The sequence below is a fragment of the Phenylobacterium kunshanense genome, from assembly GCF_003254525.1.
Taxonomy (GTDB): Bacteria; Pseudomonadota; Alphaproteobacteria; order Caulobacterales; family Caulobacteraceae; genus Phenylobacterium; species Phenylobacterium kunshanense.
Genome location: NZ_QFYS01000011.1, coordinates 72339 through 87895 on the forward strand (window position 1 = coordinate 72339; position 15557 = coordinate 87895).

Consider the following 15557-nt stretch of genomic DNA (forward strand, 5'->3'; position numbering starts at 1 on the left):
CGTTTGCGTTAACGGGTTTCTCGTCAACCTCCCGCACGATGCGCCTCGCGCAGGCGGGGACGATCGCTCGATGGACAATTCGTACGCGGTGCTGGCCGACGTGCGGCGGCGGGAGCTGAAGACCCGCATCCTCGTTGCGGCCATGGTCGCGGCGGCGGCGTTCGCCATCACGCCGACCTGGGGGCCGCCCGCCTGGTTGGCGGCGGTGGTCGTGAGCCAGCTCGTCGACACGATCAACACCCGTGCGATGCGTGGCGTCCCGAGCCGGGGCGCGCAGGCTGTCTGGATGGCCGCCGTGTTCTGCAACTCGGTGATCTACTCCAGCCTGGGCGTCTATCTCTGGGTGGACGGGAGCGAGACGGGCCGGCTGCTGGGCGTGCTGCTGGTGAGCGGCAGCTTGCTGCATGTCACGATCCACATGCACCACGTGCGCGGGATGCTGCTGGCGGCGATCATTCCGCACGCGGCGATCCTGCTGGCCATGCCGCTCTATAGCGTCGTGCTGGGCGAGCCGATCATGTGGACGATCGTGATGGCCGGCGTGCTCTACCTGGGGCACCTGGTGGTGACCTTCCGCCAGGCCGACACCACCACCCGACAGATCCAGGCCGAGCGCGAGCGGGCCGAGGAGGCGAGCACGGCCAAGTCCGACTTCCTGGCCACCGTGAGCCACGAGATCCGCACGCCGATGAACGCCATCGTCTCGGCCGCCAACCTGCTGGGCAGGTCCAGGCTCAACAAGGCCCAGCGCGAACAGGTCGAGATGCTGAAGGATGCGAACGACGTCCTGCTCAGCCTGCTCAACGACGTGCTGGACCTGTCGCGGATTGAGGCCGGCAAGATGGCGATCGAACCGACGCCGATGGACCTGGGGCGAACCCTCGAGGGGCTGCACAGGCTGTGGAGTCCGCGGGCGGCCGACAAGGGACTGGAACTGCGGCTCGAGATTGCGGAGGTGGCGCCGACGCACGTCGTCATGGATCCCCTGCGTCTGAAGCAGATCCTGTCGAACCTCATATCCAACGCCGTGAAGTTCACGGAAGCCGGCGCCGTCACGGTGCGGCTCGGCCTGGATGCGGCCGCGCCGCAGCGCCTGGTGATCGAGGTGGCGGATACAGGGGTGGGGATCCCGCCCGAGGCGCTGTCGCGGCTGTTCGGGGCGTTCGAGCAGGCGGGCGCCGGGGCCACGCGCAAGCATGGCGGAAGCGGTCTGGGCCTGGCGATCAGTCGCCGGCTGGCGGCGATGATGGACGGAGCTCTCGATGTGGAGAGCACGCCGGGCCAGGGCTCGACCTTCCGGCTGACGCTTCCCCTGGTGGAGGCGGGGGGCGATGCTTCGCCCGCCGAGATCGAGGGCGACGCCGAAATCGGCGACGATGTCCTGCGGGGGCTCGCGATCCTGGTGGCGGAGGACCATCCGGTGAATCGTCGGGTCGTGGAACTGCTGCTTGGCCCACTCGGCTGCGACCTCACCTTCTGCGAGGACGGCGCACAGGCCGTCGAGGCCGCCGGGCTGCGTCCGTTCGACGCCATTCTCATGGACATGCAGATGCCGGTGCTGGACGGCGTGGAGGCGACGCGCCGGATCAAGTCCAGCCGGGGCCCCAACGCCGGCGCTCCGGTGGTCGCCCTGACCGCCAACGCGCTCGACCATCACCGCGCGGAGTGGGCGAGCGTCGGCGTCCATGCCTTCGTCAGCAAACCGATCGACCCCCGGGAGCTGGTCGCGGCGCTGATCGAGGCCGGCCGCGCCGCCAAGGACCGCAGGGCCGCCTGAGGCTATCCACAGCCCCGTAACGCCGCGGTCGCCGATCCGACCGCGAATGTTCACACGCTCGTCGGCGCACCGCCATCGAACTCCGTCACAGCCCGCCCCAGCTTAAACAAGGGGATCGGGTATGCGTATCAACGGGACCAGGGGCCGGCTGCTGGCGGGCGCGGCGGCGGGCGTGATGTGGGCGACGGCGGCGGTCGCCGCGGATGCTCCGGCCGCGGACCAGGTCGAAGAGGTCGTGGTCACGGGTACGCGCGACACCGGCCGCACCGTCTTCACCGCCCTGTCTCCTGTGGACGTTCTTTCGAAGGAGGCGATCCAGGCCTCGGCGACGCCGCAGCTCGGCGAGAACCTGGCCCAGCAGATCCCGTCGTTCATCGTCCAGCGCCTGCCGACCTCGGACGGGCTGCAGTTCGTGCGGCCGGCGACCCTGCGCAACCTGTCGCCGGACCAGAGCCTGGTGCTGCTGAACGGCAAGCGTTTTCACCGCTCGGCGTTCCTGGGATCGCGCGGCGCCCAGGGACCGGACCTGGCGCAGATATCGAGCTTTGCCGTGAAGCGGATGGAGGTGCTGCGCGACGGCGCCTCGGCGCAGTACGGCTCGGACGCCATCGCCGGGGTGATCAACATCATCCTGGATGACGCCATTGGCGTGGCAGCCTTCGGGCAGGCGGGCCAGTTCTACGAGGGCGACGGGACGACCTATCGCGTCGGCCTCCGGGGCGGCGCCCCGCTGGGCGACGGCGGCGTCGTCAGCGCGACGGTGGAGTACGCGGACGCTGAGGCCACCTCGCGCACGCGCCAGCGGCCCGACGCCATCGCCTTCCAGGCAGCCAATCCTACGCTGACCGTGGCCAACCCGGTGCAGCGTTGGGGCAACCCGGATCTTCAGACCCTGCAACTGGCGATGAACGCCGAGCTGCCGCTTGGCGAGACGGCCGAGCTCTACGCCTTCGGGACCCACACGCGGACCGAGGGGGTGAACGACATCAACTGGCGCAATCCGGACGCCAACCCGGCGATCTTCCGGACGGTGTCGGTGTTCCCGGGCTTCAACCTGCGCAGCATCTATCCGGCCGGCTTCACGCCGCGCGAGGGGATCGAGGCCCGGGACCATCAACTGGTCGGCGGGGCGCGCGGCGGCTGGGGCGAGGCCTTCACCTGGGACCTCAGCGCCTCGTGGGGGCGCAACGCCAGCCGGTTCTCTCTGGATGAGTCCATCAACGCCTCGCTTGGCCCACAAAGCCCAACCTCCTTCGACCTCGGCCGGCTGGTGCAGGAAGAGGTCAACCTCAACGCCGATTGGGTCTATCGGCTGACCGTGCCGGGCCTGGCCGAGCCGGTGAACGTGGCCTTCGGCGCCGAGCACCGGACCGAGACCTACCGCATCGAGACCGGGGATCCGGCGTCCTACGCCGTCGGTCCGGGCGCGGCCCAGGGCCTGGCGCCCAACTCCAACGGCTTCCCCGGCTTCAGTCCCCAGCAGGCGGGTGAATGGGACCAGAAGAGCTACGCCGGCTATCTCGATGTCGAGGCCCAGCTTACCGACCGTTGGAGCGCCGGCGTCGCGGTGCGCTACGAGGACTTCTCGGAGTTCGGCGATACCCTGGACGGCAAGCTCGCGACGCGGTTCGAGTTCACGCCCGACATCGCGGCCCGCGTCGCCTTCTCGACCGGCTTCCGCGCGCCGACGCCGGGCCAGCTCAACTCCACCAGCACGTCGCAGGGCCTGGATACGGTGACCCTGCAGCTCTTCACCGCCGGGCGGCTGTCGCCCACCAATCCGGTGGCGACGTTCCTGGGCGCCAAGCCGCTGGAGCCCGAGGAGTCCGAGACGATCACTGCTGGCGTCACGTGGCGGACCGCCTTCGGCCTCTCGGGCTCGATCGACGCCTATCGGATCGACGTGGACAAGCGCTTCTCCGGCTCGCCGACGGTGACGGTCACTCCCGCCATCCGAGCCCAACTCGTGGCGCTGGGCGTCCCGGGCGCCTCGGCCTTCACCTCGATCTCCTGGTTCACCAACGACTTCGACACCCGCACCAAGGGCGTCGATGTGGTGGTCTCCTACCAGCGTGACCTGGACGTCGGCGCGATCAACCTCACCGGCGCCTACAACTACAACAAGACCGAGGTGCGAGCCGGTGCGCTGAGCCGCAGCGCCACCCAGCAGCGGCTGTTCGAGGACTCGCGGCCGAAGCACAACCTGACCGGCTCGGCGACCTGGACCTGGGACCGGCTGCAGCTGCTGGGCCGCGTCCGCTACTACGGCAAGTGGACGGACTCCACCGGCAACGCCACGGGCGACATCTTCCAGGATTTCGGCGCCGTGACGTTCTTCGACGTGTCGGCGAGCTGGAAGGTCAACGACCAGGTCACGGCGCGCATCGGCGCCGAGAACGTCTTCGACAAGTATCCGGATGAGGCCGTATTCCAGGCCAGCCGCGGCCTGATCTACTCGCGGAACTCACCGTATGACACCAATGGCGGGCAGTACTACGCTCGCGTCGACGTGCGTTTCTGAGGGCGGCGGGATGAACGATCGGGTCGAGCTGTCACGGCGCACCCTGCTGGCCACCGGCGCCGCGGCGCCGGTGGCGGGCGCGGGCCTGCCGGCGGCCGCCCGGCCCGACGACGAAGCCTATTGGCGCAAGGTGGCGGCGCTGTTCGACGCGCCGCCGCCGGGCGTGATCCAGCTGGAGAACGGGCAGTTCGGGGCGATGGCGCGGGCCACCCGCGCCGCCTACGAGGGCTACGTCGCCCGCATCAACCGCGAAACCACGCTCTACACCCGCCGCGGCATAGGCGCCGACCTTGCGGCCGTGCGGGCCAAGGCGGCGGCGCTGCTTGGCGTCGGCGAGGACGAGATCGCCTTCACGCGGGGCGGCACGGAGTCCATGCAGACGCTGATCGGCCAATACAACCGGCTGAAGCCGGGCGATGCGGTGCTGTACGCCGACCTCGACTACGACAGCATGCAGGTGGGCATGGCGGCGCTGGCGCGCACTCGCGGCGTCCGCGTCGTGAAGATCGACCTGCCCGAGCCGACCAGCCGGTCAAGTCTCATCGAAGCCTACGACGCGGCGCTGAAGGCCAATCCCGATGTGCGGCTGATGCTGCTGACCCACCTCAGCCACCGCACCGGGCTCATCCCGCCGGTGAAGGAGATCACCGCGATGGCGCGGGCGCGGGGCGTCGATGTCCTGCTCGACTGCGGCCACGCCCTGGGCCAGACCGAATTCTCCCTGAAGGAGATGGGCGTCGAGTTCGCCGGCCTGAACCTGCACAAGTGGATCGGCGCGCCGCTGGGCGTGGGGCTGGTCTATATCGCCCGCGACCGCATCCCCGATATCGACGTCTCGCCGCTGGAGGAGCCCAGCCCGAAGATCGACGCGCGGGTCCACACCGGCACGGTCAACTACGCGGCCGTGCTGGCCGTGTCGGACGCCATCGCGACGCACGAGCATATCGGGCCGGCGGCCAAGGCGGCTCGACTGCGGTGGCTGCGTGACCGCTGGGCGGAGGCGGCGCGTGACATTCCCGGTGTCGAGGTTCTGACGCCGAATGATCCGGCGCTGCACGCCGGCATCACCTCGTTCCGGGTCGCCGGGCGGACCACGACGGCCGACAACGTAGCGATCCGCAAGGCGCTGTTCGAGCGCCACCGCATCTTCACTGTCGAGCGATCCGGCCCGGCGAAGGGCGCCTGCGTGCGGGTGACCCCGTCGTTCGTGAACGGCCCGGCGGACGTTGACGCCCTGGTGACGGCGCTTCGGGAGCTGGCGCGACCCTAGTCCGTGAACACCACGGTCTTGCGGCCGTTGAGCAGAACCCGGTCCTCCAGATGCCAGCGGACGGCGCGGGCCAGGACCCTGCGCTCGATGTCGCGGCCCTTCCGGATCAGGGCGGCCGGGGTGTCGCGGTGGCTGATGCGCTCGACGTCCTGCTCGATGATCGGGCCTTCATCGAGGTCGCCGGTGACGTAGTGCGCCGTCGCGCCGATGACCTTCACGCCGCGCGCATGAGCCTGATGGTAGGGGCGGGCGCCCTTGAAGCCCGGCAGGAACGAGTGGTGGATGTTTATGCAGCGGCCCTCCAGCTTCCGGGCCAGATCGTCCGACAGGACCTGCATGTAGCGGGCGAGGACAACGAGCTCGGTTCCCGTCTCCTCGATCAGCCGCCAGAGCTCGCCTTCCTGCTGAGGCTTGGTGTCCGCGGTGACGGGCAGATGGCGGAAGGCGACGCCGTGCAGATCCGTGTGCGGGAACGTCGTGGCCGGATGGTTCGAGACCACGGCGGTGATGTCCATCACCAGCTCGCCCTGCCGCCAGCGCCACATGAGGTCCGATAGGCAGTGATCCTGCTGGGAGGCGAGGATCATGACCCGGCGGCGCTCCTTCCGGCCGCGGACGGTCCAGGTCATGTCGTATTCGGTGGCCAGCGGCGCGAAAGCCGCGCGCCAGGCGGCGGCGTCCTCGGCGCCGGGGTCGAACACCACGCGCATGAAGAAGCGGCCCGTCTCCTGGTCGTCGTACTGCTGGGCGTCCAGGATGTTGGCGCCGCGCTCGAACAGCAGGGCGGACACGCGGGCCACGATGCCGGGGCGGTCGTCGCAGGAGAGGGTCAGGATCATCGCGCCGGAGCCCTTGCACGCCAGGGCCCGGCGCGGTCAAGGCGTACGGAGCGTCAGGCGGTGGGGCGGGGCGCCTCGGATGGCGACGCCGCCGAGGCATCACCGGTGGGGTGCGGGTAGCGGAAACCCTCACCCCGGCCATCCGCTGCGGCGAGCTGGGCCGCAGCGAAATCCCAGTTGGCGACGTTGTCGAACCAGCGCTCGAGGAAGCCTTTCCGGTCGTTCTTGTAGTCCAGGTAGTAGGCGTGCTCCCAGAGGTCGCAGACCAGGAGCGGGAAGACGCCCTCACGGACGAGCGTGTCGTCGGCGTCATGGGTGGAGATCACCTGCAGGCCCTCCGGCCCGGTCACGATCCAGACCCAGCCGGACGCGAAGTGGCCGACGCCTTCCTTCACGAAGGCCTCCTTCAGGCCGTCCTGCCCGCCGAAGCCCTGCTCGATACGCCGCGCCAGGTCGCCAGCAGGAGCGGGCCCGCCCGGCGGGCGCATGCTTTCCCAGAAGAAGGCGTGGTTCCAGGCCTGGGCGGCATTGTTGAACAGGCCGGCGTCCCCGCGCCTGCGCGCCTCGCGCACCACATCCTCCAGCGGTCGGCCAGCCAGACCAGCCTTGGCGGCCAGGTCGTTGGTCTTGTCGACGTAGGTCTTGTGGTGTTTGCCGTGGTGAGTTTGCAGCGTGTCAGCCGACACGAACGGCGCAAGCGCATCGTGGGCATAGGGGAGCTCGGGCAGAACGTACATCGGCGCCTCCGTTTCGGGTTCGCTGCTGCAACCCGTTGGAGGCGCCTCTGTTCCGCGTCCCTCGTCAGGCCGCGGTGATCTGCCAGCCGCCACCGGCGACGCGGCACGCATTGTAGCGTTCGCGCAGGGTCGGCGCGCCCGGTTCACGGATCGTCTGCTCGACCAGTTGGCAGTCGCCTGTTCCGTTCACCTGGCGGACCACCGAGCGGGACACATAGCCCTGGATCAGGCCGTCTTCGATCACGGCGAGCCAGCCGCCGGCCGCAGCACCTGCGACTTCGAATTCCTCGCCCGCGCGAAGGCGGTCGACGATGGCCGCACTGGTGTTCGGGGCCGCGCGTACATTCACGCGGTTGCTCGCGGCGTAGGTTCCGCCAACGCTGCTGACGCGCGTGGCGGCCTTTACGCCCTCGGCGAAGCGCCAGCGGCCAGAATAGCTGGTCTGGCCGCCCGACCCGGGGCCGTCGGCAGCGCCCAGCACTTCGATGCGTCCGGTTGCGCCCGTCTTGGGATCCGACCACGTCTGCGCTTTGCCGGTGTCGAGCGCCTTTTCGAAGGCTGTGCGGGCGTCCTGCTGCGACTTGCGGTCCATGCGGCAGCCGATGTTGTTGCCGATCGCGGCCCCGATGCCGGCGCCGATGACCGCGCCAAGCGTGCGCTCGTTCTTGCTCACCTGACTGCCGACGAGCCCACCCACGAGGCCGCCGACCACCGCGCCGGTGGTGTTGGAGGAACCTGGGGCGTCACAGGAGAACAGGTTGCCGAGTCCCTGCGCCGATGCGGCCGATGGCAGGGCGAACGCAAGCGCCGCAAGCGGCGCGATGGCGAGGGTGAGGCGGGTCATTGGGCGTCCTCCAGACGAGCTTTGTCACATCATGCCCGCGGCTGCGCCGTAACGCCATGATCCAGCGCAAGGGTGGACGGGCGCGGCGCAAACGTCGTACCGCTCGGGCTGCGCGGGCGTGGCGGAATTGGCAGACGCAGCGGACTTAAAATCCGCTTCCGGCGACGGAGTGTCGGTTCGAACCCGACCGCCCGCACCAGGTCAGGAGGCCAGGCCCCTGAGGGCTGCGGGCGACTGGGGGTTGACCCAGCTCTCGATCACGCCGCGTTCGGCAAGACCCGCCATCAGGCGTTGCAGCGTTGCCGCCAGCTCGGCGACGAAGGCCTCCATCGCCGCGTCATCCGGATCGAGCCGCACGCTGAACCGGGCGCTGGCGTCGCGCTGGCAATGACCGGCGAGGTGGAGTTGCGTCAGGCGACGGCGAACCGTCTCGGCCGGCAATCCGAGGCGTCGAGCCGCCTCGCTGGCCGTCAGGCCGGGAGGAGATTCAGGGTTCCGGCCGGTGCGGATCGCATCGGCGATCACCGCCGCCAGGATGAGCCCGGCGACGGTGTCCTCGGTGCGCCGGACGAGGATGTCGGCGATCCGCAGTAGGAAGTCCGACAGGAGCCGGGCCGCGGCTCGCACCGGCGCTTCGTCGGCTGGCAGGTAGTTCGACGGCGGCAGCGGATCGAGGACGCTGGCGTCGGCGAGGTCGAAGTAGAGCCGGCGCATCCGCTCGTGGGCCGCGAGCACATCCTGAAGGTAGGCAGGAGAACTGAGATAGCTTGCCGGGATGACCACGCCGCGGGCTTCCTGCCGGCACGCGCCCATCGCTTCGAGATGGTGGATGCGTCGCCGGACGGTCTCGAACGGGATCTGCATCGACTGGGCGATGGCGTGAATGCTGACCGGCCGACGGCTCTCGTCCGGCGCCGGCGCGCTCAGACCGCCATAGGCGTAGCGGGCGTCGACATCCCGGGTCAGCGACGCGATGTTCGCCTGGTTCACCGCCAGGACGATGAGCGCATCGAGCGACTTCAGGCCGGTCAGACCCAGGGCCACCTGATCCACGGTGAAATCCAGCGCCGCCCGCGCCAGCCGCCAGACCCGCGGCTGCTCGGCGCGCCAGAGCGCGCCCGGAACCTCGACGGATTCGTCCACAGCTCTGATTGTCTCCCCGTCGCGGCCCGCGGGCAAGCGACGTCTGGGGCGTCAGCCGACTACTCGCCGGCGGCGATGACCACGAATGGCGCCCAGTAGGCCGGATGCGCCCACTCGGGACGCCAGCCGGGCAGGGTGGTGTTGTCCGGCAGCCGGCCTGTCCGCACGATCCGCATCGCCCGCTGCAGGGCCTGAGCCTTGGTGAGCTGGGGATTGGCGCGCTGGACGGCCAGGGTCTGGACGGTAAGGGCCGCTGTGGAATCGTCGAACACCCGCCAGTGGCTGACCAGCAGCGCCCGCGCGCCGGCATACAGAAAGGCGCGCGCCAGTCCGGACAGGCTGTCGGCGCCCGGCGCGCCGTCACCGCCCGCGGTGTTGCAGGCCGAGAGGATCACCCAGTCCGCGGAGAGCTCAAGCGCGGCCGCTTCCGACGCGGTCAGCACCCCATCGTCCTGCGCGGTGGCCTTGCTGGGTGGCGTGAGGACAAGTCCCGGCTCGCTCACGCCGTCCAGTTCCCTGGAAAGGAGGCCGTGGGTGGCGATGGCGATCACCCCCGCGTGGGCGATGTCCGGGGAGGCCTTGATGGCGGCTTCCGTCGCCCTGGAGCCCAAGCGGAGGGCCGACGGGGACGCGCCGAGCGTCCGGGCCATGGCGCGCAGTTCATTGGCCGTGCCCGGAAGCGGCGGATAGGCCGAGCGAAGCATGGTGGGGTCTGCGAGGCGCCGGGCGCCCGGCGCGGGGCCGGTCAGGGACGGGTCGCCGAAGCCCACGAACGTCCATCGCTGCGAAGCGGGCCGCCGGGCCGGACCGCCCGCGCGAAGGCTCGCCACGGAGGGCAGGGTGGTCAGCGCGTAGCGATCCGCGAGCCAGGTGGTCGCGCCGAGCGCCGCGTTGCCGCCAGAGCTCGGCGACGCCTCGGTGGGCAGCAGGCCGAGCGGCAGGCCGGCCAGGGGGCCGGTCATGGTGACATACAGCCGGTTCACGCCGGCGAATGCGTCCTCCACCGGAACCAGCAGGTCCCGATAGAGGGCGTGGGCCGCCTGCAGGTCGAACGCGGGCAGGCGCCCCTCAGGGGCCGCGCGGCCACAGGCCTGGTCGTCGACCTGGCAGCGGAGGGTCCGGACCCGCGCCTCAAGGTTCGACGCTCCGCCGGAGATGCGATTCCAGGCGATCCTGGTGCGGGACACGGCGAAGACGTGGACGTCCTCGCCCGCCGGAGTGACGAGCAGCAGGCCTTCTCCAGGCCGCAGCCGAGCCTGCGCCTGGGTCACGCTCAACGGCGGCGGCGAGGCCAGTTCGGCGTATCGCGGGTTGCTCCGCTGAAGCCGGGCGTCGAGGTCGGCGAGCTCTCGTCCCACGGCGTCGAGGGCTGCGCCCACGCGCGCGGCCTTGCCGGGATCGCCCTGGGGAAGGGCGCGAACGAGCTGTTGTTCGATCTGTCGGACCTGTCCCGCCAGGTCCTCCCGCAGCCTCGCCTGACGGGCCGCGTCCTGTCGGCTGACGGCCGCGCGGGCCGTGGTCAGGGCGAGGGCGCGCGCCGCGGGGGAGACTTCCAGTTCCTGGGCGACGGTGAAGGCCTTGGCGCGGAGCCGCGGCAGGTCCGCCGGCCGGCCCTGGGCCGCGAGCCAGGCGGTCTGAAGATAGCGCCGGAAGACTGGTTCGGCCTCGGCGCCCGGATCGGCCCGGACGCGCCGGATCGCCGCCTCGCCGTCGGAGCCCGAGACCCGGAGGTTCTCGCTCCGGCGGGCCCGAATGCTGGCGACAGCCTGGGACGCGAGATCCTCGGCCGGAGCATAGGCCGCCAGCCGCTGCTGGTTGGAGGCCAGGGCCTCGAAAGCCTTGGCTGTCGCCGGATGCTTCTCGCCCAGGACTTCGCGACGGATCTCGAGGGTTCTTCGTAGCCAGGGCTCTGCCTGGGCGTGACGGCCTCGCGCGCTCAGTGTTCCCGCCAGGGCCGCATAGGCGCTCGCCGTCGCGGGGTCGCGTTCTCCGCGGGCGGCCCGCAGGATTTCCAGGGCGCGCCGGTGGTGCGCCTCGGCCGCGCGAAGCTGGCCGCGGGCCGCCAGATTGTCGGCCAGAGCGCCGTAGCTGGCGCCGGTGTCGGCGTGTCGCTCTCCCAGCACCTGGCGGCGCACCGCCAGCGCCTTGCGAAGAAATGGCTCCGCCTCGCGGGTACGTCCCTGGGCGCTGAGGTTGGCGCCAAGCGCGGCGGCGTCCGCAGCCGTGGCGGGATGACTCTGGCCACGGACGTCGCGGTCGATCGCAAGAGCGGTCCGGTGCAGCGGCTCCGCTTCGGCGTGCCGACCCTGGGCGTCCAGGTTCGCTGCGACGCGGGCATAGGCCTGGGCGGTGGCGGCGTCGCGTTCACCGAAAGCCGCCCGGCGCAGTGTGAGGGATCGCCGGTGCAGGGTCTCTGCTTCGACGTGCCGGCCGAGGTCGTCCAGCGCCGCGGCCAAGGCGCCCAGGTCGGCGGCGATCCGGGGATCGGCTTCGCCGTAGAGCCTGGTGTCGATCTCCAGGGCCAGGCGGTACAGCGGCTCGGCTTCAGTGGGGCGGGCGCTGGCGCGAAGAACGTCTCCGAGCGCTACGGCGGCGGCGGCGGCCTCGGCGCTCCGAGGTCCAAACATCTTCTGGGTCGTCGCATGGAGACTGCGCCTCAGCGGCTCGGCCTCGCCGAACCGTCCCAGGCGTTCGAGCACGCCGGCAAGGTTGGTGAGGGCCAGCAGCGTCTGGGGGTGTGCTTCGCCCAGTGTCCGCCGGTTGGTCTCCAGCGCTCGCCGGTAGAAAGGTTCAGCCTCGGCTTCCCGGTCCTGGCGAACCAGCGCCTGACCGATCCAGGACCAGGACGCCACCGTCACGGCGGCTTCGGGGCCGAACGTCTTCTCCTCGATGGCGGCTCGGCGGCGCGTTAGCTTTTCCAGCTCGCGCCAGCGGCCGGCCGACCGGGCGGTTTCGGCCTGGTCCACGAGGGATTTCCAGGCCTGCGCTTCCTTGGGTGTCGGCTCGCGCGGCGACGCTGGCGTCGCGGCGAGCGCGCCCGGTCCTACCGCGAGACTGAGCACCGCGCAGGCCAACAGACCTGCGCGCCAAGCCCGGGGCGCCATGCTCCCGTCCTTCTACGAATCTCCCACGCGGTAAGCTTACTCGCTCGGCGGCCGCGTGCGCATGGGACCCGACGCCGCGTTGCCGGAACTTCCGCCGATGTAGCCGAGGGTCGCAGCGCGCTGGATCGCCTGGGACCGACCGCCCACCCGCAGCTTTCGGGCCGCGTTGGTCACATGGAAGCGCACTGTCGGCAGCGAGATGTCGACGATCGCGCTGATCTCGGCGTCGGTCTTTCCGGCCGCAGCCCACTTCAGGCACTGGATTTCACGGCGGGTGAGCCGGGGCGGCGCCTCGCCCTCGCCGGCCATCGCCTCCCCGTAGGTGGCCACGAACCGCAGGGCCAGCAGGTGCAGCTCGCCCGCGTGGCGGTCGAACGCCGATTCCACATCGAACTCGGGATCGGCGGTGGCCCAGACCACCGCCCCGATCACGCCCCCGGGCAGATAGGCGGGGCAGACGATCGCCGCGCCGACGCCGTAGGTTTCCACAGGGCCTTCGGCGTTGACCGCATCGAGGGCGCGGCTTGGTCGCCAGGTGCCGAAGCCGGCGCCGGAGAAGTGGAAGGGCTCGGAACAGGCGCGGGAGGCGTGGATAAAGGCGGCCCGCAGCGCGAAGCCGTGATCCTCCCAGTAGCGCAGACTGGGATCGACCCAGCGGAAGAGGGTTTCCGCCAGGGGCCGGCCATCGGCGCCGACCGGAGGTACGGCCGACGAGATGTCGGCCGCGACTGCAACGAAGGGCAACCCGATGCGCGCGCCGGCGTCGGCGATCTCGTGCGCCAGCGCCTCGGCGGCGGCGAGGGCGACTTGGTCGGGTGCGGCGGCCGTCACGTCAGCAGGCCCTATCACTTCCACTAGCTTGTTCACTGCGGCGCGGGTCCGCAAGCTTGCGCTTCGGCCGGATTATAGGGTCCGACAAGAACGACAAGTCGTCCGTAAGGGGAGGAACAATGCAGTATCTCAAAGCGACGGCGTCCAGCGCCGTGCTGGCGTTTGCCTGCGCGGCGGCCGCGCCGGCCCTGGCGCAGACCGAAGTCGCGGAGGTCGAGGCGGTTATCGTCACCGCTCAGAAGCGGGAGCAGAACCTCCAGGACGTTCCGATCGTCGTGAACGTGGTGTCGGGCCAGCAGCTTCAGGACGCCGGTGTCCGGGACGTGAAGGACCTGCAGGTCCTGACCCCGGGCCTCAGCGTCACCTCGTCCAGCGGCGGGGCCCAGACCTCGATCCGCATCCGCGGCGTCGGCACCATCGGCGACAACGCCGGCCTGGAATCGTCGGTCGGCACGGTGATCGACGGCGTGTACCGCGCGCGCAGCGGCGTTGCGTTTGGCGACCTCGGCGAGCTGGAGCGCATCGAGGTGCTGAAGGGGCCGCAGGGCACCGTTTTCGGCAAGAACACCTCAGCCGGCGTGATCAACGTCATCACCAAGGCGCCTGAGTTCGAATTCCACGCCGAGGGCGAACTCACCGCCGGCAACCACGACCAGCGCGGCATCGCGGCCAGCGTCACCGGACCGCTGAGCGAGACGGTGGCCGCCCGCCTGTTCATCGCCAAGCGCGATCGGGACGGCTACTACACCGTCCGCAACGGCGCGGGCCCCAGCACGCAGGGCGACAACGACGACCAGGACGTCTTCACCGTGCGCGGCCAGCTCTCCTGGCTGCCTACCGACGCGCTGACGTTCCGGTTCATGGCCGACTACACCAAGCGCGACGAGCACTGCTGCCTGGATGTCACCACCTTCGTCGGCGGCACGGGCGCGATCATCGACGCCCTGGCGGCGGATGCGGGCCTGGGCCGGCCGGCTGATCCGTTCAGCCGGATCGCCTATGCGAACCGGGAATCCAGCCAGGAGCTCAAGGACAAGGGCGTCTCGCTCCAGGCGGACTGGGAGATCAACGACGACCTGACCCTGACCTCGATCACCGCCTGGCGCGACTGGTCCAACGTCCAGGGCAACGACATCGACTTCTCGTCCGCCGACCTGTGGTACCGGCCGTTCGATGGCCAGACCTACAGCAAGTTCGAGGTCTTCTCGCAGGAGACCCGGCTGGCGGGGACGGCGGGTCCGCTCGACTGGATGGTCGGCGCCTACTACTCGGACGAACAGCTCGACGCCAAGAACTTCACCCCCTACGGCACGTCGTACGAGACGTACTTCGGCCTGCTGCTGTCTTCGGGCGCCAATCCCAATACTGTCTCGCTGCTCACGGGCCTGCCTGCGGGTACGAACTACGTGCCGGGTCAGGGGCCGCTCGACACCTTCGATCACAGCAATACCGGCTGGGCGCTGTTCACCAACAACACCTGGCGGATCGCCGAGGGCCTCGATCTGACGTTCGGCCTTCGCTACAGCGACGACACCAAGAAGGTGTTCTCGCAGTATCGGAACACCGCGCCCGGCCTGGCCTGCGCCGCCGCGATCGCCCGGCCGATCCCGGCCGCCGCCCGCGCCGCGCTGTGCGCTCCCGGGTCGGATCCGGCGTTCAACAACGTCGACACCCGGCAGAAGCGTAGCGAGGACCGCCTCGGCGGCACGGCCAAGCTCAGCTACCGGATCAATCCGGACCTGATGACCTATGTGTCGTACGCTTCCAGCCACAAGAGCGGCGGCTTCAACCTCGACCGTGCGCGCCTGAGCGCGGGGGTCATCAACACCGACACCAGTTTCCCGGCCGAGACGGTCGAGAGCTGGGAGGCGGGCTTCAAGAGCCAGCTCTTCGATCGCCGCCTGACGCTGAACGCCGCGGCCTTCGACCAGACGTTCAAGAACTTCCAGCTCAACACCTTCACCGGCATCAGCTTCGTGGTCGCCTCGATCCCGAAGGTGACGTCCAAGGGCGTGGACATGGACCTGGTGTGGCGGACCCCGGTGCCGGGCCTGACCACCACGGGCGGCGTGACGTATGCGGTCACCCAGTACGGAAACTTCGTGCCGGGCCCAGGGGTCGGCCCGCGCCTGCCGGGCTCGCGGCTGGGCTACGCCCCGCTGTGGTCGGCGTCGTGGTCGGCGGCCTACGAGAACGACATCGGCTCGAACCTGAAGCTGCGGGCCAGCCTCTCGGGCCGCTACACCTCGGCCTACAACACCGGCTCCAACCTCGACCCGGCGAAGATCCAGAAGGAGCTGACGCTGTGGAACGGGCGCGTCGGCGTCGGCACGGCGGACGACCGCTGGATGCTGGAGCTGTGGGCCCAGAACCTGACGAACGAGGACTACTACCAGGTGGTGGTGGACCAGCCGCTCCAGTCGGGCACCTTTGCAGCCTTCCTCGGCGCCCCGCGCACGTGGGGCGTCACCCTTCGGTCGCGGTTCTAGAC

10 protein-coding genes and 1 tRNA gene are annotated in these 15557 nt (G+C 70.2%); 5 read left to right on the top strand and 6 right to left on the bottom strand.

Features of this window, described 5'->3' with window-relative positions; translation table 11 throughout:
- Positions 1 to 70 precede the first annotated feature (70 nt).
- From DJ019_RS19020 to DJ019_RS19030, 3 genes are all read left to right on the top strand, one after another.
- Positions 71 to 1777 carry an ATP-binding protein gene (locus DJ019_RS19020; RefSeq protein WP_165844084.1) on the top strand — a complete coding sequence of 569 codons (1707 nt, stop codon included), beginning with the start codon at positions 71 to 73 and terminating at the stop codon, positions 1775 to 1777.
- Positions 1778 to 1898: 121 nt separating this feature from the next.
- Complete coding sequence (locus DJ019_RS19025; protein WP_111278025.1) at positions 1899 to 4298, top strand: TonB-dependent receptor plug domain-containing protein; 2400 nt, start codon at positions 1899 to 1901, stop codon at positions 4296 to 4298.
- A 10-nt stretch (positions 4299 to 4308) separates the two neighbouring features.
- Positions 4309 to 5568 carry an aminotransferase class V-fold PLP-dependent enzyme gene (locus tag DJ019_RS19030; RefSeq protein WP_111278027.1) on the top strand — a complete coding sequence of 420 codons (1260 nt, stop codon included), beginning with the start codon at positions 4309 to 4311 and terminating at the stop codon, positions 5566 to 5568.
- Here DJ019_RS19030 and purU read toward each other — a convergent pair.
- The 3 genes from purU to DJ019_RS19045 all read right to left on the bottom strand — a co-directional run bounded on the left by purU (position 5565) and on the right by DJ019_RS19045 (position 7988).
- On the bottom strand, positions 5565 to 6407 hold the full coding sequence (gene purU, locus DJ019_RS19035; protein WP_111278029.1) for a formyltetrahydrofolate deformylase: 843 nt from the start codon (positions 6405 to 6407) through the stop codon (positions 5565 to 5567). The genes DJ019_RS19030 and purU overlap by 4 nt on opposite strands.
- 53 nt (positions 6408 to 6460) lie before the next feature.
- Positions 6461 to 7144 (bottom strand): superoxide dismutase, encoded by a 684-nt coding sequence (locus DJ019_RS19040; protein WP_111278031.1) that lies wholly within the window; start codon positions 7142 to 7144, stop codon positions 6461 to 6463.
- A gap of 64 nt (positions 7145 to 7208) precedes the next feature.
- Positions 7209 to 7988 carry an SH3 domain-containing protein gene (locus DJ019_RS19045; RefSeq protein ID WP_111278033.1) on the bottom strand — a complete coding sequence of 260 codons (780 nt, stop codon included), beginning with the start codon at positions 7986 to 7988 and terminating at the stop codon, positions 7209 to 7211.
- 112 nt (positions 7989 to 8100) lie between these two features.
- Between DJ019_RS19045 and DJ019_RS19050 the strand changes: the two genes are divergently transcribed.
- A tRNA-Leu gene (locus tag DJ019_RS19050) sits at positions 8101 to 8187 on the top strand.
- Between the two features lie 2 nt (positions 8188 to 8189).
- Here DJ019_RS19050 and DJ019_RS19055 read toward each other — a convergent pair.
- The 3 genes from DJ019_RS19055 to DJ019_RS19065 are packed head-to-tail and all read right to left on the bottom strand — an operon-like array spanning position 8190 to position 13066.
- Positions 8190 to 9131: a hypothetical protein gene (locus DJ019_RS19055; RefSeq protein ID WP_111278035.1), complete on the bottom strand. Its 942-nt coding sequence runs from the start codon at positions 9129 to 9131 to the stop codon at positions 8190 to 8192.
- Between the two features lie 59 nt (positions 9132 to 9190).
- Positions 9191 to 12235, bottom strand: a complete 3045-nt coding sequence (locus tag DJ019_RS19060) for a CHAT domain-containing tetratricopeptide repeat protein (protein WP_111278037.1) — start codon at positions 12233 to 12235, stop codon at positions 9191 to 9193.
- A gap of 36 nt (positions 12236 to 12271) precedes the next feature.
- Entirely contained in the window at positions 12272 to 13066 is a 795-nt protein-coding gene (locus tag DJ019_RS19065) for a helix-turn-helix transcriptional regulator (protein WP_111278039.1), read from the bottom strand.
- Between the two features lie 119 nt (positions 13067 to 13185).
- Here DJ019_RS19065 and DJ019_RS19070 point away from each other — a divergent pair, with 119 nt between their 5' ends.
- On the top strand, positions 13186 to 15555 hold the full coding sequence (locus DJ019_RS19070; protein WP_111278041.1) for a TonB-dependent receptor: 2370 nt from the start codon (positions 13186 to 13188) through the stop codon (positions 15553 to 15555).
- Positions 15556 to 15557: the final 2 nt, after the last annotated feature.